Origin of the sequence: Bradyrhizobium sp. 139, from assembly GCF_023074175.1 — a bacterium.
Taxonomy (GTDB): domain Bacteria; phylum Pseudomonadota; class Alphaproteobacteria; order Rhizobiales; family Xanthobacteraceae; genus Bradyrhizobium.
On the sequence record NZ_JADPKS010000084.1, the window covers coordinates 24,001 to 47,899 of the forward strand.

22 protein-coding genes are annotated in these 23,899 nt (G+C 64.1%); 10 read left to right on the plus strand and 12 right to left on the minus strand.

Annotation, left to right across the window (positions count from 1 at the left end):
* Positions 1–641: 641 nt before the first annotated feature.
* The 11 genes from IVA80_RS20110 to IVA80_RS20160 form a co-directional block, all read right to left on the minus strand.
* Positions 642–1,568, minus strand: a complete 927-nt coding sequence (locus IVA80_RS20110; RefSeq protein ID WP_247434112.1) for a zincin-like metallopeptidase domain-containing protein — start codon at positions 1,566–1,568, stop codon at positions 642–644.
* Between the two features lie 346 nt (positions 1,569–1,914).
* The gene (locus IVA80_RS20115; protein ID WP_247434115.1) at positions 1,915–2,502 is read right to left on the minus strand and encodes a hypothetical protein; all 588 of its coding nucleotides are present in this window, start codon (positions 2,500–2,502) and stop codon (positions 1,915–1,917) included.
* A gap of 394 nt (positions 2,503–2,896) precedes the next feature.
* Positions 2,897–3,310: a hypothetical protein gene (locus IVA80_RS20120; RefSeq protein WP_247434118.1), complete on the minus strand. Its 414-nt coding sequence runs from the start codon at positions 3,308–3,310 to the stop codon at positions 2,897–2,899.
* Positions 3,307–4,200 (minus strand): hypothetical protein, encoded by an 894-nt coding sequence (locus IVA80_RS20125; RefSeq protein WP_247434121.1) that lies wholly within the window; start codon positions 4,198–4,200, stop codon positions 3,307–3,309. The genes IVA80_RS20120 and IVA80_RS20125 overlap by 4 nt, the downstream gene beginning before the upstream one ends.
* Positions 4,197–4,673 (minus strand): hypothetical protein, encoded by a 477-nt coding sequence (locus tag IVA80_RS20130; protein ID WP_247434124.1) that lies wholly within the window; start codon positions 4,671–4,673, stop codon positions 4,197–4,199. Before IVA80_RS20130 ends, IVA80_RS20125 begins: the two co-directional genes overlap by 4 nt.
* An 87-nt stretch (positions 4,674–4,760) precedes the next feature.
* Positions 4,761–6,446, minus strand: coding sequence for a ParB/RepB/Spo0J family partition protein (locus tag IVA80_RS20135; protein WP_247434127.1), 1,686 nt, complete (start codon positions 6,444–6,446; stop codon positions 4,761–4,763).
* A 249-nt stretch (positions 6,447–6,695) separates the two neighbouring features.
* Entirely contained in the window at positions 6,696–11,792 is a 5,097-nt protein-coding gene (locus IVA80_RS20140; RefSeq protein ID WP_247434130.1) for an N-6 DNA methylase, read from the minus strand.
* 166 nt (positions 11,793–11,958) lie between these two features.
* Positions 11,959–12,564, minus strand: a complete 606-nt coding sequence (locus IVA80_RS20145; protein WP_247434133.1) for a DUF1419 domain-containing protein — start codon at positions 12,562–12,564, stop codon at positions 11,959–11,961.
* 187 nt (positions 12,565–12,751) lie between these two features.
* A complete protein-coding gene (locus IVA80_RS20150) occupies positions 12,752–13,720 on the minus strand; it encodes a DUF3991 and toprim domain-containing protein (protein ID WP_247434389.1) in 969 nt (322 codons plus the stop codon).
* A gap of 207 nt (positions 13,721–13,927) precedes the next feature.
* On the minus strand, positions 13,928–14,104 hold the full coding sequence (locus tag IVA80_RS20155) for a hypothetical protein (RefSeq protein ID WP_247434136.1): 177 nt from the start codon (positions 14,102–14,104) through the stop codon (positions 13,928–13,930).
* 712 nt (positions 14,105–14,816) lie between these two features.
* On the minus strand, positions 14,817–15,545 hold the full coding sequence (locus IVA80_RS20160; RefSeq protein ID WP_247434139.1) for an autoinducer binding domain-containing protein: 729 nt from the start codon (positions 15,543–15,545) through the stop codon (positions 14,817–14,819).
* Positions 15,546–15,752: 207 nt separating this feature from the next.
* On the opposite strand from IVA80_RS20160, the gene IVA80_RS20165 reads away from it, so the two are divergent.
* The 8 genes from IVA80_RS20165 to IVA80_RS20200 all read left to right on the plus strand — a co-directional run bounded on the left by IVA80_RS20165 (position 15,753) and on the right by IVA80_RS20200 (position 22,025).
* On the plus strand, positions 15,753–16,388 hold the full coding sequence (locus IVA80_RS20165; RefSeq protein WP_247434142.1) for an acyl-homoserine-lactone synthase: 636 nt from the start codon (positions 15,753–15,755) through the stop codon (positions 16,386–16,388).
* 39 nt (positions 16,389–16,427) lie between these two features.
* Positions 16,428–16,997 (plus strand): type IV secretion protein, encoded by a 570-nt coding sequence (locus tag IVA80_RS20170; RefSeq protein ID WP_247434145.1) that lies wholly within the window; start codon positions 16,428–16,430, stop codon positions 16,995–16,997.
* Between the two features lie 75 nt (positions 16,998–17,072).
* The gene (locus tag IVA80_RS20175; RefSeq protein ID WP_085398292.1) at positions 17,073–17,369 is read left to right on the plus strand and encodes a TrbC/VirB2 family protein; all 297 of its coding nucleotides are present in this window, start codon (positions 17,073–17,075) and stop codon (positions 17,367–17,369) included.
* Positions 17,369–17,707: a type IV secretion system protein VirB3 gene (locus tag IVA80_RS20180; protein ID WP_085398291.1), complete on the plus strand. Its 339-nt coding sequence runs from the start codon at positions 17,369–17,371 to the stop codon at positions 17,705–17,707. Before IVA80_RS20175 ends, IVA80_RS20180 begins: the two co-directional genes overlap by 1 nt.
* Positions 17,700–20,066, plus strand: a complete 2,367-nt coding sequence (locus tag IVA80_RS20185; RefSeq protein WP_247434149.1) for a VirB4 family type IV secretion/conjugal transfer ATPase — start codon at positions 17,700–17,702, stop codon at positions 20,064–20,066. Before IVA80_RS20180 ends, IVA80_RS20185 begins: the two co-directional genes overlap by 8 nt.
* Entirely contained in the window at positions 20,063–20,785 is a 723-nt protein-coding gene (gene virB5, locus IVA80_RS20190; RefSeq protein ID WP_247434153.1) for a P-type DNA transfer protein VirB5, read from the plus strand. Before IVA80_RS20185 ends, virB5 begins: the two co-directional genes overlap by 4 nt.
* Complete coding sequence (locus IVA80_RS20195) at positions 20,782–21,027, plus strand: EexN family lipoprotein (protein WP_247434156.1); 246 nt, start codon at positions 20,782–20,784, stop codon at positions 21,025–21,027. The genes virB5 and IVA80_RS20195 overlap by 4 nt, the downstream gene beginning before the upstream one ends.
* Before the next feature lie 11 nt (positions 21,028–21,038).
* Positions 21,039–22,025 carry a type IV secretion system protein gene (locus IVA80_RS20200; RefSeq protein WP_247434158.1) on the plus strand — a complete coding sequence of 329 codons (987 nt, stop codon included), beginning with the start codon at positions 21,039–21,041 and terminating at the stop codon, positions 22,023–22,025.
* Here the strand turns inward: IVA80_RS20200 and IVA80_RS20205 are convergent.
* Positions 22,012–22,338, minus strand: coding sequence for a hypothetical protein (locus tag IVA80_RS20205; protein ID WP_247434163.1), 327 nt, complete (start codon positions 22,336–22,338; stop codon positions 22,012–22,014). The two genes, IVA80_RS20200 and IVA80_RS20205, sit on opposite strands and share 14 nt — an antisense overlap.
* A 38-nt stretch (positions 22,339–22,376) precedes the next feature.
* On the opposite strand from IVA80_RS20205, the gene IVA80_RS20210 reads away from it, so the two are divergent.
* Positions 22,377–23,048, plus strand: a complete 672-nt coding sequence (locus IVA80_RS20210) for a virB8 family protein (RefSeq protein ID WP_247434166.1) — start codon at positions 22,377–22,379, stop codon at positions 23,046–23,048.
* Positions 23,045–23,896 carry a P-type conjugative transfer protein VirB9 gene (virB9, locus tag IVA80_RS20215; protein ID WP_028143675.1) on the plus strand — a complete coding sequence of 284 codons (852 nt, stop codon included), beginning with the start codon at positions 23,045–23,047 and terminating at the stop codon, positions 23,894–23,896. The genes IVA80_RS20210 and virB9 overlap by 4 nt, the downstream gene beginning before the upstream one ends.
* The last annotated feature ends 3 nt before the right edge of the window (positions 23,897–23,899 follow it).

Here is a 23,899-nt window from a genome sequence, read left to right on the forward strand (position 1 = left end):
GTTCTCGGGCCGCGACCATCGCGACCTCGATGGCTGTCGTTGACCGGAGGCGATCGGACCGCACCCGAAGGGCCGCCACGCAGTAGAGGGCGGCCAGGGGGAGGCTTTCTTGTCTCGCGAGGAATGGGCGCGCAGCGACCGGGGGAAGAAAGCCGAGAACGGCCGTTGCGGTCTTTTGATCGAGGCGGAGCGCAGCGACGACGGCCTTCGGTTAGACATGCCAAATCGAGGACGCATTGGCGCGTCAGGCCGAACGATGTGGATATGACTGAGCGACAGGCAAGCCATGCCGCAGACGGCTGTCCAGGGCGCGTTGCTGAAAGAGACTCGCTCGCGCCGGGTAGGCTTTCTTCCGGTCCCAGCGGCCTCGACGGTAACCCCGGAGTCGCATCGTGATGACATCAGGCTTCCGCCGCTGCTGGAAGACGCCCGCCAAGGGACAGATCGGCATCTCGGACAGCCAGGCGATCACACCCGGCGCATTTCGCCGACGCCCGTAGGTGATGGGAAGCACCGCCATCTCCAGTCGCCGGTACAGGCATGACGACGCACAAAAGAAAGGCCCCGTGAGACGAGGCCTTCGTCATTGTCTAGAAAGTTGAACGATGAGCGCAAGAGGCCGAGACACGGATCGTTGCGCCTCATGCCGCTTGGTCGATCTCGGCCGGCTTGGGTTGAAGATTGTGCAGGTAAGTCACGGCGCGCTGGGCGTGGGCGGCCGCGGAGAAGATGAAGCGCTTGTCGTTGGAAAGCACCTCTAACCACGATGCAAGGTAACTCGCATGATCCGCACGAGGCTCGAGTTCGGGCACGATGCCGAGATCCGCACTGAGGAAACACGCGCCGAGCTCCGCGACCAACTCTTCGCGCGCCCGCTCACTGCGATCCTTCGCGTAGCGGCTGAGGTCGCGGTTGACGCGATGCGCGGGGGCCGTCCAATGCACGCATTCATGCGCGCGCGTGGCGGCATAGCTTTCAGGGTCACGGAAACTCTCGAATGGCGGCATTTGGATGAGGTCGAGCGCCGGCGCGAAGAAGGCCTTGTCGCCGCCGTGCCGAATGATCGCACCGGTGTTAGCGAAGAAGGCGTCTACATGCGCGATGCGTTGCGCCGGCGCGAAGGTCGGTGCGGGGCGCCCGTAGTAGTGATCCGGAAGGTCGTCGATCTGGTCGACGCAAAAAACGGTATAGGCGCGCAGGAACGGAACGGTCCGTTCGACGTCGTCGCCGCGCTCATCGGTCTCGGTCTTCGTGATCTTGTTGGCATAGACCACCATCGTTCCGGTCTCGCCCTTGCGGATGTGGCCGCCGAGCTCGAGTGATTGCTTGAACGTCATCCAGATCGGTGACGTGAAGCCGCGCGCGATCGCTTCCGACCACAGCAGCAAGACGTTGATGCCCTGATAGGGCATGCCGTTGTGGCGCAGCGGGCGCGTGATGCGTCGTGCCGCGTTGGCCGCATTCCACGGCTTGACCCAGGGCCGCACGCCGCGCTCAAGATCCGCGACGATGCGATCGGTGATCCGCGCATAGATGTCGGCACGCGGTTTGGTTTCCTTACCAGTCATGGTCCTAACCTCCATTGGAGGCCGCGCCCGTCGCGGCCCGTCACGGCGGTCAGCTGCGAAGGCCTGCGGGGTCGCGCATCCGGTGACGCTGGTGGTCGGGATGAGGGGAGAGACGCCGGACCGGAACGCAGTGGAGGACGGCAAAGCCGTTGCGCCGCCGCGCCGGCCAGAGCATCGACCGAAAGCCGGTACGGGCCGCGATGGCGCTCCATCCCGATTCATTTCTCTTTGCTCTCTTTGCTCCTTTCGTCCGTTGCCCCCGCGACATTAAAAAGGCCGGTCCCGAGGGACCGGCCGATATCGGATCGTGAAAGAGAATGGCGGGGCCGAAGCCCCGCCGACGGCGTCACCCGAACGCTGCCATTTGAACTTCGGCCGCCTTGCGGCTGACGGTCTCGCCCGGCTGATCGGGCTGGCGTTCGAACGGCTTCCAGCTCTCGCCGACGACGTGCTCGTAGGCGGCGACGGCGCCTTCGGCCGCCATGCGCAGCGCGTGCGCCTGGATACCGACCTCGGCCGCGAATTCGCGCTTGCGCTGGGCCGCGGATTCGAACCCGACTGGTCCATCAAGGTCTTCGTCGCGCGTGTCATTGGCGAGCTTTGCCGTCGCCTCGCGCGCTTCGGTGACGGCGCGGCTGTAGAACTGGCCGGCGCCGTGGGCTGAGCCGACATAGGAGCCGACGATCCGTTGCAGGTGGATCTGCATGGCGCGTTCGTTGAGACCTTCGCCGAGAGCGTCTGCGGTCTCGGTGATCAGGCGTTGGTGGAGATCGCGAATACCGTCGCTGTCGATGATGGCGAGACCGAAACCCTGGGCGATGCGAGTTGCCTGGGCTGCTTCCGGGCAAACGAGTCGGACCATTTCGATGGTGGTGCCGCGGCGAAGAGGGACGACGCGGACGTTGGTGCGAGGTGCGCGAGCGGTCTTGGTCATGGTGAAGTCCTTTCTGGTTTCGCCGTCGGGTTCGGTCCGGCCCCTGCCGGCTCTCCCCTCGGGTGCGGTCGCCGAGCGCCGCCGGAACGAGGGCCGCTTCAAGGTCCGGGCACCGCCAAGCGAGCAAGGTCCGGTTGCGGACAAGCGGGGTCCCAGACTGCTGGGCCCTGCGCCGGGCGCGGCCGGGCCTTGCCGAGATCGGCGGTCTCCGGTCGCTTGCGACTTGGCCTTGAAGCGGACCGCCGGGGGCGCAGACCGCAGCAAACCCGAGGGGAGAGGCGACAGAGTACGGGCCGGGTTGGCGATACCGGAAAGGTTCGATGTGGCCTCCGCCGCTTCTGCGCCCTCAACGTGTGGCGGGGGATGCCGCGATGTATGCACCGGCGTTGGTCCGCTATGCCGAAGTGCCATGCCGCTTCCCCGGACGACACTCGGCCGGACTGCGAGATTCGTTCGTTCGATTTGCGCGCTCCGGGTCGTCACAAGCGTGTCGAGACTCCGGCGCGCATCGAGCCCGCAGTGCCTCTATTGCGGTATCCTGCCGGGCGAGCTTGCGCGATAGCGCGTCGATCTCCGGCTGGCGCTCTGCCGTGATCGCCGCAAGGTTCGAGCGATAGCGTTCGAGGAAAGCCCTCGGGTCAGGCGGCTTCCCGCGACGGTATCCGGACGGCTTGCGGCCAAGCTGCGGGATCAGCGTCGTCATGCGGCGGATGATCTGCCGGTCGATCATGTCGAGCTGGCGCTGCGTCTGGCGCTGCGCCTCCTCCATGCGCGAAAGCTGGGCGAGGCGTTGGGGAGAGGCCTTCATGGCGATGTCCCCCGCTGCCAGGCGATGAAGCTCGACGGCCCGGAATAGACCGGGCGGCGGGTCTCATCGACGACGAAACCGAAGCGGCCAATTCGGTACTCGTCGGACGGAACCAGAAAGCGCCGCTCCTCAGTGCCAGCACCGCGTCTGCCGCCGGGCGTGGCGACGACTTCGACAAAGGCGGGATGCTGATCCGACGCTATCGCCGACACGACGATCCAGTCGCCAGCGTGCTCCGTCTCGAAGGCGCGCCGATCCTTCTCCCGGGATTCGCCGGGCTGGAGCACGATCCCGAAAATCGCCTCCCACGCATCGGGCCAGCTATCCCTAATCGTGCGCTCCGCACACCGCCGCTCGTAGCTGGTGAACAGATGCGGGAAGGTGATCGCCACGATCGCCCAGGCCTCGTCTTCCTCGTACCAGCCATCCCGCGCGCGCAGCATCGGATGGACGCTACGATTGCGTTCGGCGGAAAGATGAAAGCCGCCGTGTCCTGCCGTCGAATGGCAGACGACGCCTTCCGCATAGACCGTCGCGCCCTGCGATGGGCCCCAAGGCGTGTTCGCCGTGGAGGCGATGTCGCGACGGCCGAGCGCACGCGCCTCGCGCTGGTGCTCGGCATTCTCCGCGATTTTCGCGCGGAAGGCGGCCTCGTCGACGAGCTCGCCCGAATGGCCGTAGAAGTCGGAGTGCTTCCATTCGGCGATCGGCCGGCCGATGCGCCAGCCGGTCGCGAGATAGTGGCGGCCGTCGCGCGCCGGCAGCATGGCGAAGGCGGTGTCGGCAACACGCGCGGCGAGGAAGCCGTCGCTGCTGCGACCAAACTCGACCTCGGGAAATCCGGAAGCCGTACTTTCCATCATGGTGGGGAAGGGAGGGGACGTGGTCATGCGGCCGTCCTCCCGTCTACCACGCCCGCCGCAGTCGCATCGGCCGTCACCTCGTCGAGAACGGCATCCGGATAGCCGTGACTCTCCAGCCAGGTTTCGGCATCAACGCGGCTGTTGGCGAGGTAGACCAGCTCCGCATCGTCGCCGGCCCGGTCGAGCACGCGGACCGCACCGAGCTTCGGCCGTTCGGTCACGACGAACGTCAGGTCGCTGTCGACCGGGAAGGTCCGGTGGACGCGAAGCACCACAACACCTCCGCCGCCATAGTCGCCAGCATGCAGCGTGATGCTCGCGCCGACGACCGTGTTGCCGATGCGCCGTTCGGCCTGCTTGCGGATCAGCCGGCCGCCGCTGTTGTGGTGTTCCCAGGCGGCGAGCTTCTTGCGGTGGCGGTCCGGCGGCCGCGGCGTGCCGTCGGAAAACCGGACGAGCGAGCCGAGCGGGGCGAGGTCGTAGATCAACTGAGCGGACATGACGTCCTCCTGTTCATGGGGCGAAACGGAGCCGCCGCCGGATCACCCGGCGGCGGCGTGTTGTTCGGATTGTCGATGCCGGGCGGACTATTCCGCCGCCTCGCGGAACGCCTCGTCGTCCAAGGCTTCGCCATCGTCGGTATCGCCGGCCTCCGGATCCTCGACCTGGTCGTCGGCCGCGTCGTCTTCGGCGACGGCGTTCTTCGCCAGCCACGACAACAAGGCGGCCTTGTCGGGAGCGAACAACGCGGCCGGATGCACGAAGCGACCCTCGCTGAAGTGCTCAACCAGGGCGATGCGGGTGTCCTTCACCTTCTGGCGCGGAAGAACCGGCGTGTCCTTGCAGGAGCCTTCGAGCGCGGCGCGCGACAGGCACGACAGGTAATCGTCGGTGCCCATGTTCGGCAGGAAGTTGTCCGCGCCGACCACATCGCCGGCGACGCGCGCGACGATGCCGCTGGCGGTGCGGTTCTCTCGGCACGACAGGACTTCCGTAAGGGTTGAGCGCGCCGCGACGCGGAGCGTGTCGATGTCGATGACGAGCTTGCCATCCCGATCGAATAGCCCCGCGGCATGGCGGCCTAAGCGCCGGTTGCCGTAGTAGGTCCCGCCGCTGCCCGAATCGACCGAGACGTTCTGGCCGGCGAAGGCGAGGATCAACAAGGCCATCAGCGCGTCATCCTCGATCGGCGCGCGGGCCAGCGCCTCGTGCAGCGCGTCCGTTCGGAAGTCGCCGATCATCTCGAGGCCCTTGCGCGTCACGTCGGGACGCGGCTTCGAAACTGTTGCGGACTCATCCGCAGCGTCGCTGTCGGCCGCCGCACCCTTGCCCGTCGCCTTCTTCGCCGCGGGCATGCGGTAATGCACGCTCTGCACCCGGCCGTCACGGTCCAGATACATCGCGGTGCAATCGCTCTTCGAGGCCTTGCCGTAGACGCGCTCTGCCTTCGGCGGCAGCTTGACCTCGCCCCAGTTCGTCGTCTCAGCGATGACGCCGCGCTTCGGCAGGTTGTTCGTCATCCATTCCTGCTGCGCGCCGAGGAAGGCCTCGACATCCGTGGTATAGCGGCTGTCCTCATCTGCTGGCGCGAACAGATCCTCTGCCCATTGGATTCCGTAAGCCTGGACGAGGTCGTCGCCGAAGCTGGCATCACGTGCGTACATGCGGGCCTTGGTCAGAGCCTGCGCCACGCTAAACCACGACACCTGCGGATCGGCCTTGGAGGGCTTGTGCTTCTTCCAGACCTCCTTCTGCTCATCCAGCGAGGCGGAGGCGATGGTGCGGAGCTGCCGCTCCTCGGGCATGTCGCCCTTGGCCATGTGATCGAGCATGGCGGGCAGCACGTTCGCCAAGAGGCGGAGCTTTCTGATCTGTCGCACCGGCAGCGCCAAGGCGACGCCGATCGCTTCTTCGGTCCAGCCGAGCGCGACGAGGCGTTCGATCGCACGCCACTGGTCGACGGGATTGAGCGCTTCGCGGGCGATGTTCTCGATCATCGAGCGCATGGCGCCGTTGTCGTTTGCCGCCTCGTCGACAAGCACGTCGATCTCTTCGAGACCGGCGGCGATCGCCTGCTTCACCCGGCGATGACCGGCGTTGATGAGATAGCCGTTGCCACCGCCGGTCTCAGGCGTGATGACGGGCGGCTGGACGATGCCGACGGCCTTGATCGTCGCCAGCAGCAGGGTGTCGGCCTGCGGCGTCGACTTCGACTGGCGCATGCGGTCCGGATTCTCCTTCAGCGCGCGCGGATCGACCTTGATGAGTTGCATGGGATTTCTCCTGTTCGGGGTTGGCGGACCGCGCCCTCGCGGGTCCTTCTTCGTCTTCTTTCCGAAGACACCTCCGGGGCCGCGGAGCGGTCGGGCAGGCACAACTGCGGCCGAGCATCCCTGTCCGCCCGGACAAGCAGGGCTCTTAAGCCCTGCGAAGGACGACGGGCCGGGATCGCGCAGGCCGCGGTTGAGCGTCAGCGTTGCCGGCCTGGCCGATCTGCGAGCGGGCCTCCCTTTCCTTCCTCATCACGCTGCGATGGCGTTCTCGCCGCTCCCCTCCACATCCCTCGCAAGGGCCTTCTCTACCTCCGCCAACTGCTGGCGCTTCTCAGCCAGCTCTGCGGCGAAGGTGAAGTCGCCGTCCTCGCGCGCCTGATACGAGGCGAGCCTACGGCGTGTATCCGCGAGACGCTGGCGATAGCGCTCTCGCTCGCCCTCGAAATCGCCCAACCCATGCTCCAGTCGCGAGATCGCGCCGAGCGGCGTGACCGTGACCGGCAGCTCGATCTCGTCTTCAGCGCCGGTGCGGATCAGCGCGGTGCTGTAGCGATAGCCGTCGCGGCCGAAGCGCTCGCCGGAATATTCGAGATCGAAGCCGCCGATCGTGGCGATCACAATCTCGCCCTCCTGCTGAAGCTGCACGAGGGTCAGGATTTCCTTCATCAGCGCGCGGCCGGCCTCCTTGCGCTCGACATAGCGCCTGCCGGCCACGCTCGCGGTGAAGGAGTCGCCCGCCGTCGCAACGCGGCGCCCGATATCCTTGCCGACGTCCACGATCCGCCGCGTGCAGACCTCGATGTCGCGCTCAGCGTCGCGGATCTGCCGGCGGACCGCATGTTGATCGTCGATATGCGCCGCGCGGAGACGTTCCAGCCGCGCGATGTCGGCTTCCAGTCCCGCCTTCTGCATCAGCCGCTGGTCGCCGCTCGCGATCGCCTTGGCCATCGCGAACTGGTTGGCCTGACCTTCGCCGAGGTCCTCGAGCCGGCGGATCGACGTGTCGCCGGAAAGCGCCGCGGCGATGAAGCGGGCCTTGCGCTCGTTGTTCTGCCACATGCTCGCGTCGAGCGAGCCCTCGGTGGCATAGGCGAAGATGTCGATGACATCGTGCTGATTGCCCTGGCGCTCGATCCGGCCCTCGCGCTGCGCGATCTGCGACGGCAGCCACGGCACGTCGAGATGATGTAGCGCCTTCAGCCGAAGCTGCGCGTTGACGCCGGTGCCCATCGTGTCGGAGGAGCCGATCAGGAAGCGGACCTTGCCGGCGCGCACGTCGCCGAACAGGCGCTGCTTGGCCTCGGACTTCCTAAAGTCCTGCATGAAGGCGATCTGGAACGCCGGCACGCCGAGGCGGACGAGCTCGTCTCTGATCCAGCGATAGGCCGAGAAGCCGCGCGTCTTCTCGACGCTGATCGTTCCGAGGTCGGAGAAGATCATCTGCGCGGCGCCCGGCAGCTCGTAGGGCTTGCCGTCGGCGCGCATGTAGCTGTTTGCCGATGTCTCCTTCCAGATGCGGAAGGCGTTGGCGACGAGCAGGTTCAGCTTGTTGTCCGGCTCGTTGTCGCTACCTGGATCGACCAGACGCAAATCAATTGCCGCATGGCGGCCATCGGTGATGACGGAAAGCAGGATGTCGTCGCCCGGCTCCGGCGGCCGGTCGCGCATCTCGATGGCCTTGATCCGCGCGTCTAGCAGGGACTGGTAGCGCCTGAAGGCGGGGGTTGGCTTTGCGGTCAGGATCTGCCGCTTGCCCGTCGAGATCGCCGGGACCTTCACGTGCTGCCGCAGGTCATCCGGCATCACCACGTCGGCAAAGGACCGGAACATGGCGATCAGCTCGGGGACGTTGACGAAGGTCGCGAAGCGCGTGACGGGCTTGTATTTGCCGGACGGCTGAAGCTCGAGCTCGGTCGAGACGTCGCCGAAGGTCGAGGCCCAGGCGTCGAACTCGTGCAGGCCGCGATCCAGAAGCGCTGCGTAGCCGAGATAGCGCTGCACCGAGAACATCTCGCCGAGCGTGTTGGTGATCGGTGTGCCGGAGGCGAGCACCAGCGCCCGGCCAGGGTTCTTTGTCTCTATGAAGCGGGACTTTACGTAGAGGTCCCAGGCGCGCTGCGAGCCATTGGGGTCGACGCCCTTCAGCGTCGACATGTTGGTGGCGAAGGACAGCTTGCGGAACTCCTGCGCCTCATCGACGATGATCTGGTCGACACCGATCTCGGAGATGGTGAGGAGATCGTCCTTGCGCGTAGCGAGTGCTTCGAGCCGTTCCTTCAGGCCCTCCTTCAGCCGCTCGAGCCGCTTGCGCGAGACCCGGTCCTCGCTCTCGACCTTGGTGAGCAGTTGCTCGTACAGCTCGAGCTCGTCCTGGATCATCTGCTGCTCGAACGCGGACGGCACGCCGATGAATCGGAACGCCGAGTGCGTGATGATGATCGCGTCCCAGCTGGCGGTCGCTGCGCGCGACAGGAAGCGATGCCGCTTGGCTAAAGTGAAGTTGGTCTCGTCGGCGATGAGGATGCGGGCGCCCGGATAGAGCGCCAGGAACTCGCGCGCGGCCTGCGCCAGGCAATGGCCAGGCACGACCAGCATGGCCTTGGCGATCAGGCCGAGGCGGCGTTGCTCCATGATGGCAGCCGCCATCGTCATCGTCTTGCCGGCGCCAACGGCGTGGGCGAGATAGGTCGCGCCCGAGGCGATGATGCGCCAGATGCAGCGCTTCTGATGCCCATAGAGAACGAATGCGCCCGAGGCACCCGGCAGCTTCAGGTGCGAGCCGTCGAAAGCGCGCGGCACGATGTTGTTGAAACGATCATTATAGACCCGCGCCAGGCGATCGGTCCGATCCGGATCGGACCAGATCCAGTTCTGGAAGGCGGTCTTGATCTTATGCAACTTCTCCTTCGCCGCCTCGGTATCGACGACGTTGAGGACACGACGCTCGCTATCGCCGTCCTTGATGGTGTCGAAGATCTGGGGCACTGAGGAATTGAGCGCATCGGAGAGAAGCTGGCCGGCGTGCCGCCGCTCGGTGCCCCATTCGGACGTGCCGGCGGCCATCCAGCCGAGCTGCCGGGCCTCCACGGTCCACGATGCCAGTTCCGGCATGTGGTGGATTTTGATCTCCGCACCCATCCTCTCGTGGACGAAAGCGATGATATCGCAGGCGGGGATCCACGGCGCGCCGAGCCGCGCGGTGATGTCTGAGGGCCGGAGGTCGGCGGGCTGCACCTCCCGCAGGGCCGCCACATTGCGCTCAAATTCGGGGGCGAGCGCGGCCGCGGCCTCCGCCGCCGCGAGCTTCGATCGGACGGCGCCTGAGAGATAGGCGTCGGCGGTCTGCCACGACCCATCGGCCGGATCGCGGAAGATGGCGCTGCCGAGCTCGGCGATGACGTCGTCCGCATCGCGATGCAAGAGTTCAGCGATGTGGTCGGGATCGACATGGCCGCGCTCGTTGAGCACGACGGCCAGCGCGTCAGCGGCGCTGGTGATGATCGGCGGCGCCGGCGGGGCGATCACCCGCTCGGTGAAGATCGGGCCCGGCCTCGCCGTATCGGATTCGAGGTCGTAGTCTTCGATCGACGCAACGAGCCAGCAATCGGGATCATCGAGGAAAGGCTGGAGGTTCGGCCGGCGGTGTGTCTCGCGGACCTCGCCGGTTTCCGGGTCTTCCGTCGTCGAGACGACGGTCGTGTTGATCGGGCCGAAGGCGCGGACGAAGTTCGACCAGGCGATGCGTAAGCGGACCTGCGCATCCTTCCACGGTTGGTCGAGTTCCTGGCATTTCAGCACCTCGCGGACCGCGTCTCGGATCGGGATCAGCTTCTGGATGATCCGGACATGCTTCTCCGGAACACCCTCGGCACTGCGGCCCCTGCGCACCGTGACAGCGACCGGCTCCCCGTCGAGGATCTGCATCAGGCCATGCCGGTGATCGAGGAGATAGCTGCCCTCGCGCGCCGTGAGGCTCGCGGTGCTATCCGACTTCGCCGGCACGGCCTCATCCTCGCCGTCAGGGTCGATCGCCTCCGGTTCGCCGTCATAGAGGGCGTCCGGAAGGAGGGTGATCGCCTCGGCCAGTACGAGCGCGAGGTCCTCGCCCGCCTTGGGAAGACAGGTGTAGGTCTCTCCGAACGGACCGGAGGTCAGCGCGTGCGCGCCGAGCACAAGCCGGGGATGCCGCGCAAACCAGCGGTTGACGCGAATGGCGCCTTCGTCATCGGTCGCCGGGCGCACCTCCTCGACGTCGAGCCAGGACAGGTCGCCCTCGGACTCGCCGTCCTTGCGCCGACGGAGGAATAGAATGTCGACCACGACATCGGTGCCGGCATCGGCGCGGAAGCTGCCTTCCGGCAAGCGGATCGCAGCAACGAGATCGGCATGCTTGGCGATCAGCTCGCGCGCGGAGCCATCCGCCTTGTCCATCGTGCGGTGCGAGGTGACGAAGGCGGCGAGGCCGCCCGGCTTCAACAGCTTGATCGCCCTGACGAGGAAAAAGTCGTGGAGGCGCAGGCCTTGCGAGCGCAGGGCGCGATCCGAGCGGACGGTGCGATCGGAGAAGGGCGGATTGCCGATCGCAAGGTCGAACCTCGCCGGCAGATCGATGCGCGCGAAATCGCCGGTGACGATCCGCGCCCGCGGCAGCAGCAGCCGCGCGATGCGCGCCGTGACGGGATCGAGCTCGATGCCAGTGACGTGCGAGACATGGCGTAGCGCTTCGGGCATCAGTGCCGGAAACAGGCCGGTGCCGATCCCGGGCTCGAGCACACGTCCGCCGCGCCAGCCGAGCCGCAGCAATGCCGCCCAGATCGCCCGCACGATGAACTCCGGCGTGAAATGGGCGTACTGGGTGCAGCGCGCCAGCGAAGCGTACTCAGCATCATCGACCGCATCCTGCAGGTCGGCGCCGATCGCGTCCCATCCCTTCGCGAACTCGGTTTCGCCCGGCCGGCGGAAGACGCCATTGGCGAGCTCGGAGGCGCCGAAACCGGTGAAGCGGATCAGTTGCTGCTGCTCCTCCATTGTCGCGGGCCGTTGCTCCGGTCCGATCTGCGCGGCGAGCCGGACGGCCGCGATATTGTCGCGGGCGCGCTGCTTCCAGCTCCTTGCGAGGCCGCGCGCATCGCCAAGGTAGAAATTGTCGCCGCGGTTGCGGGAGCCGGCCCGGGGGGACTCCGACGTGACCGCCGGCCCTGCTGGGGCCGGCGCCGACGGCGGATCGTCATCATGATCGTCGTCGTCGCCGGGATCGGGGCCGAACGCGGTAACGCCAAGGCCGAGGCCCGACGAAAGGGCAGTACTGCCGAAGAGATCGAGGGTGAAAGGATCGTCATGCGCCATTGGGAATATCCTTCTGCTGGGCGCGCGTCGCCGTCCGCCGCCGCGAGTTGCGACGGACGGCATGGGCGCTTGCGGGACTGACGGAGAGCCGGCGTGGGGGCCGGGTGCGGAAATGCAAAGCCCGGCGCGTGGCCGGGCTGCTGGCAGGTCGGGGAGGGTAGGTCGGCTAGGCCGAGACCGTCTCCGGCAGATGGCGGAGCTGCACCGGCAGCTTGGCCGCGATCTCCGCCTCCGTGAGGTCGTCGAGAAGCTTCAGGACGGTGCCGCGCTGGCCCGCGTAGACGAGCACGGTGCGGCGACCGCGCATGGGAGCGGGCCAGCGTTCGCCGGCATAGCCGCGATAGTCGTCATGCGTGCTCGACCAGATGTGCTCAAGGCGCTCGTCGCGCGTCATGGCGCGGACCGGCCGCGATTCGCGCTCAATGATCTCTGCCTTCATCCGCTCGGGCGAACCCCGGTCCGACAAATCGCAATAGCCGTGGAACCAGCGCGGCCTGCCGTCGATGGTGAGCGCGAAGAAGATGCTGGTGACACTGCCAGTCATGAATTCGCGCATCGCGAACATATCGGCGCGCATCCATAACGGCGGCAGGATCTCGAGCATATAATCATGATCGCATTCCGCGATCTCGAACCACTCGCCCGCAAAGAGATGCTGGGCGTCGCCTTCGGCCATCGCCGGATCGCCCCGATGGCGGTTGAACATCCGGTACATCTCAGGGCGGGTGGCGACGCCCTCGAAGATTTTGCGAATGATGAGAGAGGTGTGCATCGGCGGCTCCTTTCAGCCTGACTGGGCTAAAGCGCGAGCGATCCGCCTGATCTCCTCATCACTTCAGTCCTTCGTCACACCTCCTCGGCAGCCGCCTCTCCGGTCGGCGGGTCAAGGGCCGCGGCACGCGGGCGAAGCTTCACCCTTGACGCGCCGGCCGGGCATGCGGCAGCGGTCCTTCTTTTTTTCATTCCTCATATTTGTTCGCGTTCGCGCGGACGACATACGGCACGGGACCATGCCGTGTTGCCTTCCTATCCACCTCAATTCGGCCGGCGCTGAGGTCCTCGTTCCAATCGTCGGCGCGCGGCTGCGACCGCACGAAACGAGAGCCGGCTTCCTCCGCGATCTCCTGAATCCGACGAGCGTAGACTTCGCCCTGCCGATTGTTATCTGTCGCGGCGACAATGACGGCATTGGCGCGCCCGGCCAAAGCACGGATCGCCATCTCTGATGCCGGCGCCCATCCGCCGCCGGTGCTGATATACAGAGTGTCATCACGCAGCTCTTCGAGCGCGGCAAGGCTCATCGCATCGACGGCGGCTTCCGTCACACAGATGCGCAAGGAATCCGCGGAACCAAGGCGGAACAGCTCCTTCGCACCGCCCGTCGCAAACCCGCGCCAGTTCGGGCCACGCTCCTCCCAGCCAGTGATGACGCCGACCGAATCGCTGGGTGCCGCCCACATGCTGCCTCGCGGGCCCTCCCGGAGCCGTCCTTCGGCAATGGCGGCCGCGATGATCCGTTCGGGGATATGCCGCTCATCGACCAGATAGCGCCAGGTCGCGGAGCCGGGCCGAGGTTCGGAGCGATGCCGCCAACGCTGCGCGATCGCGACAACCGGTTTTGACCTTGCGGTAGGCCGCCAGGCGGGCGCACTGGGCACAAAGCCGACCACGCCGGAAACACGATCACACGCGTCAGCAAATCCATTGGCGCCAAGATGTTGGGCGAGCGAGAACACGTCCCCCTTTGCCGGCGAGAGCGGATCGAACCAGCCGCGACCGTCGTGGATGACGATGACGATTCTCTCGTCGCGGCGATACTTGATCGCCCGGCGGGTGCTCTCCTTGATATCGACCTTCCACCCATCCTGCTCGAGCAAGGCCGCACACCCGACCCGTTCGCGCAGCACTTCGATTTCTCTTTTGTCCATATGCCTACGTCGGGGCTCGCCGCAGGCGAGGCCCGACCCTTTCCTCAGTTCTTTTTGCTTGCTCCAACTCTTGCGGAACGTCCCCGACCGGCCGCGAAGCCGGCCGGATGCAAGGGCGCGGTGACAAACCGTCAATCACCCGATCGCGCCCGCGGCGGAGCTTCCCTTGCAGACGGCATGGCGCCAGCGGCAGCCGGTCACCCCGGCTCAATGAGCCGAGGACCAGGGATCGTATTCGTGAACGATAGCGTCGTGCTCGCCGTCGTACTCGCTGGAGAGCATGACGCCGAATTCGTCATCGACCTGGAAGAGGATGACGGGCACCATCAGCGTGCGGGCCAGATCGAAGGCATGGTTCTGAGCAAGGGTGAGATTGTGCGACATTGAAAGGCTCCCGTCTTGGGGCGGGGACCATCCCCGCTCGACAGGCGCCGATGTGTTCGGGGGCGGCCGCGGTCACCTCGAGAGGCGAAGCCGAAGAGGTCGCACGCTTGCGTAGCGAACCCCTTGCGGGTTGATCGTAGAAGGCCGCGCCGGAACCAAGGAAAGCCCATTCGAGAGCGGGGTGGTCCTTCACCGGAAGCATGGTGTGCCAACGCGCACATCGTTCATCCCGCGGATACGTTGCCGTTCGGCTCGAAAGTGACAATCACCGTCGTCGTTCTGTACGGAATTAATGAAAACGCGTTTGCTCCACGCGGTGCTTCGGGAAACTGTCGTTTCCATTCGACGTCCTTGAGCTCATAGGCATTGCACGCTCTCGCTGGATTAAAGCCCGTTCCGTGAAGCTGCTTCCGATCGAACCCGCATCTGCGATGATTCGAGGAGCTTGGGCCGTCTGCGTCAGGGATGGCAGCCCGCAAGGGGGAAGACCCGCCTGCGGGGCTTCGGCGCAGCCAACAGCCCGGCCCCGCAGGGGCGACGCCCTGAGTCTCAGCTAGGTGAGATCTTGTTCATGGGAAATTTAGCTCCACTGCAAGCATTCTCGTCTGCTCCGTCGCATCCACAGCTTGTCTCGAGATAGGAGGCCGCCGTACTCCGCCGGCAGAACCCCAAGGCGAGTGATGTCCTGGGACTCATCGACGCAGTCTCCCCCTCATTCGAGCAGCCCCTGACGAAGCGCCAGGGCCACTGCGTGGGGAAGGGTTAATGCAGCGAGATTCCGTCTCGCATTGTCCAGATGAAACTTCACGCCACGAGGGCTAACTCCGAGAAGGTCGGCAATGTCCTGCATCGTCTTGCCGTCAGATATCCATGCAAGACACTGCCGTTCACGCTGAGTCAGCAGACGCCCCTCCTGGCTGTTCGGCGCTGCCCGTCCAATCCTGGCACTTACATGCGCATGGAAGTTAAGACCCACCGTCTTTAAGACATCCTCAGAGGTCTCGATAAAGCGGTCGAGCCCGAAGCTGCGGTCGTCCACCGCCAGTGTGAATGCCGCGAATTGGTTTTGACCCGCAGGAATGCGAACTGTGAGGCCAGTTCTGATCTTGAAGCTGAGCGCATCGTCAAACAAGCGGCGCTCTTTCGCCGACTTAGCGCTCCGCGCATCACGTCCATCCCACAGAAACATCCCGCTTGGGCCCCGCGATTTCTGCAGAACGGGATCGATCTCTTCGTACCCTTCGTCGAAGTAGTGGCTGGTCCAGCTTTTCGGGTAGGAGGAGATCAGATTGGATCCGTTCGCGCGGCGTCCAAAGTAGGCAAACCACCGGAACCCCAATGAGTGCGCGGTTCGTTCCGCAACGCGCCGAAAATCATCTTCGGTGATGGCGGAGTGAAGACAATCGACAAACTCATTGCACGCTCTTTCAACATTTTTCATTGCGCCCCTTTTTAGAACTATTCTGACTTCTCCAACGCGACAGCCACGCGACATTCTCGCGCTGCGTGTGGGGCGTGTATTGCGGGGTTGCGGCAGCTTTGGGGCAGAAACGATTCCAAAACGCCCTGTCAGAACTGACAGCGCAACGCCGTGACCACGACTGCTTTCTTGATCTCGAAGCCGTGATTCGTAAGTTTGAGGTTAAGAATGAAGGTCATTGTGCGAACCCGTGCAGCGCTCCTGCAGGACTCTGAACTGAGAATGGGAATGCATCGCCTGCGAAGGCGCGTGTTCAAGGAACGACTCGACTGGGAGGTCTCTGTGTCCGACGGATTGGAGATCGATCAGTACGACACATATAACCCGATTTATCTCCTGGCGCTCGAGCAGCGCGACGTTGTTGGCTGCGTTCGGCTTCTGCCCACCACCGGGCGCAATATGCTGGCCGATACGTTCCCAGTGTTGCTGGACGGCAACCCGGCACCGAAGGCCGCCAGCATCTGGGAGAGCTCGCGCTTCTGCGTTGACACCAAAAGTGCGGCGGCAACAGCAGAGAATGGTCTGCGCAAAGCGACATTCCTGCTGTTTACAGCAATGATCGAATGGGGTCAGCAGTGCGACCTTGAGGCCATCGCAACCGTCACTGATCTCCGTATGGAGCGCATCCTGCGCCGGGCCGGATGGCATCTCGATCGCCTCGGCACGCCTCGTGAAATCGGGACGACCAAAGCCGTCGCTGGATTGTTGCCGATCACCGAGGAGGCTCTCGGCGCGATCCGAGCGGCCGGGCAGATCTCAAGGTGTGCAATTGACGCGCCGTCAAGCCTGGCGATCGCAGCCTAGCATCCAACGTCTCAGCTCCTGACAAGAAGGCTCTCAACCATGGATCCAGCTGCATTCGCGGCTCTGGTCGAACGATGCGCCCCCACGGCAATGGTTCGGCCGCTGACGGCAATCGTCCGACAGGCGAGCTCGTTCGAGCCGCTGCTCATCACGATTCAGGGGCGCAAACCTATTCCGATTCAGGCGACCGACCGTGACGAAGCCATCCAGCTCACAACCGAGGCCATCGCGACCGGCCAGCAGGTCCGAACGGGTCTCGGTCAACTTGATGCGGAGGAAACACGGAAGGCCGGGCTGACGGCTAGTACCACCTTCGATGCGTGCCAGCACATTGCCGGGCTTGGCAGATTGTTCGATGCGCGACTGCAAGCGGCGAGCATAAAACGCGCAGACCGCGACCAGGCGATTGCCGAGGTTGTCGCGAGCTTCGCGCCGAAGGCTTCCGGTCAAGTCTCGGAACCTCGTATCGAGCCGATTGCTTCTACCGGTCGCGATCGCCTCACCGGCGATACGACAGTCAATCCACCCGCAGCCTCTGCCAGCGAGCGCCGGCCCTGGGACGTTTATCGCTCGGGAATAGGCACGTCAGCCTTTGTTTACGAACGATGAGGATCGCCGTTTTTCATCTCAACTCAACCGCGGTCCGGGCTGGGGTCCGGCTGCAGTGCCACTCGGAGCCGTGCCATGACTTCTCCTGTTAAACACTCCGCTGCCCTCCTTTGCATGGGCACCGTTCTCAGCATCGCGCTGGTCGAGCCCGCGTTTGCGCAGACCGCGAACATCGAAGGCGTGCTGCAGAACATCGTCAACATGCTGACCGGCAACGTCGCCCGCCTGCTGGCGACGCTGGCCGTCATCATCGTCGGCATCGCCTGGATGTTCGGTTACCTCGATCTGCGCAAGGCCGCCTATGTCGTGCTCGGTGTGGCCATCACGTTCGGCGCCTCCGAGGTGGTTTCGACCTTGACTGGGGGTCATTGATGACCGAGTCCGCGCGTCTCACGGAGGACACCCTGTTCCTGGCCTGCACGCGTCCGGCCATGGTCGCCGGCGTCACGATGGAGGCCATGGCGCTCAACGTGATGTTTTCCTGCATCCTGTTTCTGGTAGCTGGCAGCATTCTCTACGGCTTGGTCGCAATTCCGATCCATGGCCTTTGCCGCATCATCTGCCGGCACGACCCCAACATGTTCCGGATTCTGCTTGCCTGGATCGAGACGCGAGGGCGCACGCGCAACGCGTCATTTTGGGGCGGATCGTCCTGCACGCCGCTTAAGCTCGTTCGGCGTTATCGAACAAGAGACCTTGGCTATGCGTAACACAGCGCTCAAGACCCGAGAGATCGGGCCTGACGTCTACCTGCCGTTCGGCCGGCATGTCACGGATACGGTGATTAGTCTCACGACACGAGCGCTGCTCACGGTGATCAGGCTCGACGGCACTTCGTTCGAAACCGCCGAGACGGCGGATCTGAACGACCTTCACGCTAAGCTGAACCTCACGCTGCGCAACGTGGCGGATCCACGGCTGGCGCTATGGACCCATCTGGTGCGCCGTCGAACGTCGGACTACCCGGCCGGTACGTTCCGCTCGACATTTGCAGCCGCGCTCGACGCGCAATATCGCAACCGGCTCCGCAACGAGGCGCTCTTTCGCAACGATCTCTATCTGACGCTGGTCTGGCATCCCGGTCGTGCCACCACGGACGTGGCCGCGGCGTTCTTCAAGCAGCTTGGCCGAAACGCTGGGCATTCCCTCGAGGTCGACAGCGATGCCTTGAAGCGGCTCGAGGATGCGAGGCGCGACTTGGTCGCGGCACTGGAGCGTTACGGTGCCCACACCCTTGGATTGGTTGAGCGCAACGGCGTCGTCTTTTCAGAACCGATGGAACTGCTTCACGCCATCACAAGCGGGGAGTGGCTGCCGATCCCGTTGCCACAAGGGCCGATCGGACCAGCGCTCTACTCTAATCGTGTCATCTTCGGAAGCGAAACCGTCGAAATCCGGGGCGCCGGCGGATCGCGCTTCGCTGGCATGTTCGGGATCAAGGAATATCCGGCGTCCACCAGACCTGGGCTGTTGAACGCGCTGCTTTCCGCGCCCTTCGAGCTCATCCTCACGCAATCTTTTGCGTTTCTCTCAAAAGCTGACGCCAAGACCGTTCTGACGCGCAAGCAGAACCAGCTGGTCTCGGCGCAGGATCCGGCGGCCTCGCAAATCGACGAGCTCGCTGACGCGCTCGACGATCTCGAATCCAATAGATTCGCGCTCGGCGATCACCACCTCTCGCTGCTGATCTATGCGGAGACGCCTTCCCAGCTACAGGAATATATGAGCGTGGCGCGGCGCGCACTGGCCGATGCGGGTAGCGTGGTCGCGCGCGAAGATCTTGGACTTGAAGCGGCTTATTGGGCGCAGCTGCCCGGCATGTTTAAGTATCGGGCACGAACCGGGGCGATCAGCTCCCGCAATTTTGCGGCCTTTTCCCCGTTCCACACCTATCCCACCGGGAGGGCTGCCGGCAACCATTGGGGACCGGCGGTTGCGATGCTCAAAACAGCCTCCGGCTCGCCGTTCTACTTCTCGTTCCATTACGGCGACCTCGGCAACACCTTCATCTGCGGCCCGTCCGGGTCCGGCAAGACCGTCGTGCAGAACTTTCTTCTGTCGCAGGCCGAGCGGCTTGGCGCCACTTACGTCTTCTTCGACAAGGACCGTGGCGCGGAACTTTTCGTCCGCGCTGCCGGCGGGACCTATCTGACGCTCCACAACGGCCTTGCGACCGGCTGCGCACCGCTCAAGGCGCTGGACCTGACGCCAGCGAACCTGTCCTTCCTCGGCGCACTTATCCGGAAACTCGTCACACCGGAAAACCGGCCGCTGACGGTGACCGAGGAGGAGCGGATCGATTCCGGATTGAGAGCTCTTGGTCAACTACGGCAAGCGGAACGCTCGTTCGGGGCGCTGCGGGCCTTCCTCGGCCAGCAGGATCGGGAAGGCATTGGTGCCCGGTTGGAGCGATGGTGCCGGGGCGCGCCTTTCGGCTGGGTGCTCGATGGCGAGCAGGATGCCATCGCCTTAGAGGCCCGGTTCATCGGCTTCGACATGACTGATCTCCTGGATCATCCGGCCGTTCGCACGCCGCTCATGATGTATCTGTTTCATCGCGTGGAGCGGCTGATCGACGGCCGGCGCCTGATCATCGATATCGACGAATTCTGGAAGGCGCTCGGCGACGAGGCATTTCGCGATCTCGCTAACAACAAACTGAAAACCATCCGCAAGCAGAACGGCGTCATGGTGTTCGGGACGCAGTCGCCCCGGGATGCGCTGGCCTCGCCGATCGCGCACACCATTGTCGAGCAATGCCCGACGCAAATCTTCCTGCCGAACGCGCGGGGAACGCGGTCGGACTATGTCGACGGCTTCCATCTGACGGACACTGAATTCCGCCTGATCAAGGAGGAGCTCGCGCCCGAAAGCAGACGGTTCCTGGTCAAGCAGGGCCACAACTCGGTGGTGGCGGAACTTGATCTCGGCGGCTTCGACGACGCGCTCGCCGTGTTGTCGGGACGGACGGAAACGGTCGAGCTGCTCGATCGCATTCGCGCCGAGCACGGCGACGATCCGGCGCAATGGCTGCCAGTATTTCACGCAGAGCGGAGGAATGCCCGATGACGGTTCAGCGCATCTCGGCGATGTTCGCCTCCGCGTTAGTCGTGGCGCTCCTGATGGCCTCTCCGGCAGAAGCGGAGATTGTGTTCGACCCTAACGTCTTTGCGCGGCAATTTGAGCAACTGACGGAGCTGAAGAAGCAGGTTGATACCCTGACGTCGCAGCTCAAGGTGGCTCAGGATCAATTGAACCAGGCCAAGCAGCTCTATGACAGCTTCAACAAGCGGACCAACGCCAACGACATCGGATCGCTCTTGAACACGCCGCAGTTCCGCAAAGTTCTGCCCCAACAATTCTCAGACATCGAACGTCTCGTCGCGGGGCAGGGTGGCGGCAACTTTGCCGACGCGATCGACCACTATCTGACGCAGAACCGCGCATATGCCCGCAGCAGCGGCAATTCGTATTATCAGAGCGAGCTCGACCGGATCGCGCGGCAGACCGGCGCCAAGCACTCCATGGGCCAGGCGGTGTACGACACTGCTTCGCAGCGCATCGACGCACTCGAAGAGCTCAGAGCCCGCATCAGCACGGCGACCGACGTCAAGGAGACATTGGATTTGTCAACCCGGCTGCAGGCCGAACAAGCGCTGCTGCAGAACGATGTGCTCCGGATGCAGGGCCTCGCGATGATCCAGCAGGCCCGCATGGACATGGACGGGCAGCGGGAGCGCGAAAAACAACGACAACTGGTTGATGAGATGAAGGCGGCCCTGCAATGACGATCAAAGCATCCATTCTGGTAATCGCCGTTGCCACTGCTCTTACGGGTTGTAACGAATCCGACAGGAGCCAGCAGACGAAGACGGTCAGCTGGTTTTTCGACCATCGGAGCGAGCTTCAAGCAACGCTTAAGGCGTGCCGCGATAACCCAGGCAAACGTGGGAACACGCCCGACTGCATCAACGCGAATGAAGCCCGCAAGAAGATCACCGTCCAAGACATGAAAGACGCCCTGAAGTAAGGACCGCCGCGATGGCCATAAACGTCTTTGACAGTTTCCTGAAAGAGTTCGAGCAACCGATTACAGCATTCGTGTCGACGTCGGTGTCGAATCTCGCGTCGTACATCGATGGCCCGCTGCGCGTCGCCGTGATGCTCTACGTCGTCCTCTACGGTTTTGCTGTGATGCGCGGCGCGATTTCCGAGCCGATCATGGAATTCGCCTGGCGGGCGATGCGGATCGTGGTCGTGGTTCTGCTCGCGACCAATTCAAGCGCGTTCCAGCAATACGTCACAGGCCTATTTTTTGACTCCTTGCCAAAAGAGATCAGCAATGCTCTGGCGGGATCCGGACTGAACACCAATTCCGGAGCGCCTTTCGATCAACTTCTCTCCAAAGGAATCGACGTAGCCAATAAGATCTACGATCAAGCGGGTATAACCGACGTTGCGCCTGCCCTGATTGCCGCCATTCTTCTGGTCTTTGTGGCGGTTGCCTCTTTCTTGCAGTTTGCCATCTTGCTCTATGCCAAGGTCGGCCTCGGCGTCGTGATCGCGCTTGGTCCAGTCTTCATTGCGCTGGGACTGTTCGAGGCGACGCGGCCGTTTACGGAGGCCTGGCTTCGGCAGGTTGCCAATTTCGTAATCCTGTTAGTCCTGGTGGTCGCTCTGGTCGGGCTGATGCTAACGACCGTCAGCGGCTTTATCGACAGGTTCGCAGCCAATGCGGGCACAGCCGGCGAGATGGTGGTGGCCGCGGTCGCGATCAGCGCAGTGCTCGGTTTATCCGGGTACATCGCGCTGCAATTGCCGATCATCGCAGGCGGTCTCGCCGGGGGCGGCGCGTCCCTCGCAAGCCGGCTGGTCACAAGTCCCTTGATTGCCAATGCCACGGCGGCTGCGGGCGGCGCCTATGCCGGCGCACGCTGGTCGGCGAGCCGGGGTCTCGCCGCAGTCAGAGCCGGACGGCAGGGCGGCAGTATGCGGCGGGTCCGATCGCAGGGCACTACGACAGCTTAAGCAAAAGATCGCCGGCATCAGGCGATAAGAAAAACAGGGGCATCAGAACGATGTGGCGTCGACTATTCATCATTTGCGTTTTCGGATGGCAGCTTGGAGGCTGCGCGAACTGGTCAAAGGGGCCACCGTCCTGTGATGGTCTGACGCGCCGGCCGCTCAATCGTTCGTTGTGGGACTGGGAGACGGGAACGCCGCTGGCGGCACCCGAGCCGCCAATTGCGCCGTCGGCGCCAGCACCCATCATACGCAAGGGCGAGACCGGGCCATCAGCGCCATCCAGCCATACCGCCAATTTGAGCTCTCGGTTGAACATTGCAGCCTCTTACCGCGCCTGCGGCAGGGAGGCGTGAGATGGTCCGGCAGGATGATCTGAAGACCTATTTCGACGACGCGCGCCGGTGGGAACAGGATCTGTTGCTATCGGCCCATCGTTCGCGCCGAACGGCGTGGGTGATTGCAGCGGGTGCCTGCGTATTGGCGGCCGCCTCGGTCGGTGCGGTGGCAGCCCTTGCGCCACTCAAAACAGTCGAGCCGTTCGTCATCCGGGTCGATAATGCCACCGGCATTGTTGATACGGTCTCCGCGCTCAAATCGACGCCGGCGCGCTACGATGAAGCCGTGACCAAGTATTTTCTCGGCCGCTATGTGCGTGCGCGCGAGGGCTACAGCTATCCGGAGGCGGAAACCAACTTTCGAACCATTTCCTTGCTGTCCGGGGCGGGCGAGCAAGCCCGTTTCGCGGCGTGGTACCGCGGCTCCAATCCCGAAAGCCCGCAGGTCGTTCAAGGCCGTTTCGGGGTCGCCACCGTACGCATCAAGGCGATCTCGCTCCTGGCCGACAATGTCGCATCCGTGCGGTTCATGAAGGAGAGCCGCAAGGGCGAGGAAACCCGCATCACCCATTGGGTCTCGACCCTGACTTTCTCCTATGGCAGCGCGCCAATGTCCTCTGCCGACCGTCTCATTAATCCCCTCGGCTTTGTAGTTTCGGAATATCGCGCCGATCCGGAGGTCGTGCCATGAAACGTTTCGCCCTTTTTATGATCTTTGCGCTGGGATTCGCGGGGCCGGTGCTGGCGCTGCAGCAGCCGGCACCTGGTCAACACGACGCGCGCGTGCGCACGGTCACTTACGATCCGGCCAACGTGGTGCGGGTCAACGGCGTCATCCGGGCTTCAACCCAGATTTTGTTTGCTGATGACGAGGAGGTCGCGCATGTCGCGATCGGCGACTCCGTCGCATGGGAAGTTGCCCCGGCAGGCTCGATCTTGTTCCTCAAACCGCGGGAAAAGCATCCGCCGACCAATCTGCAGGTTGTGACCACCCGTCCCGACGGCCGCAAGCGCTCGTATCAGTTCGAATTGTCGATCGCCGAGACCACGCTTGCAGACAGTTATTTTGTCGTCCGCTTCGCCTATCCCGGTGACGAGATTGAGCGCCGGCGCATGGAAGCGGCCGCGCGGGGCGCCGAGCGGGAAGGCGCGCTGATCGAGCAGACCTTTGACTTGCATCATGCCTATGGGGCTCGCAACTGGCGGTTTTCCGCGCAGGGTTCGATCGATCTCGAGCCGGAAGCCGTCTTCGATGACGGCAAGGAGACCACTTTCCGCTTCGCGGGCAACCGCGAAGTTCCGGCGATCTACCTGATCAACTCAGACGGCTCGGAAAGCCTTGTGCCCAAGGATGTCCGCGGCGAGCTCGTGGTCGTCCATGCCACAGCACGAGAGTTTCGGCTACGGAAAGGCGAGAACGTGCTCTGCATTTTTAACGAGGCATTCGACGCGGTGGGGATCAACCCCGGTACCAATACCACCAGCCCCTCGATCGAGCGGCGGGCGAAGAAATCACCTCCATCCCTGAAGTCACGATAGGCG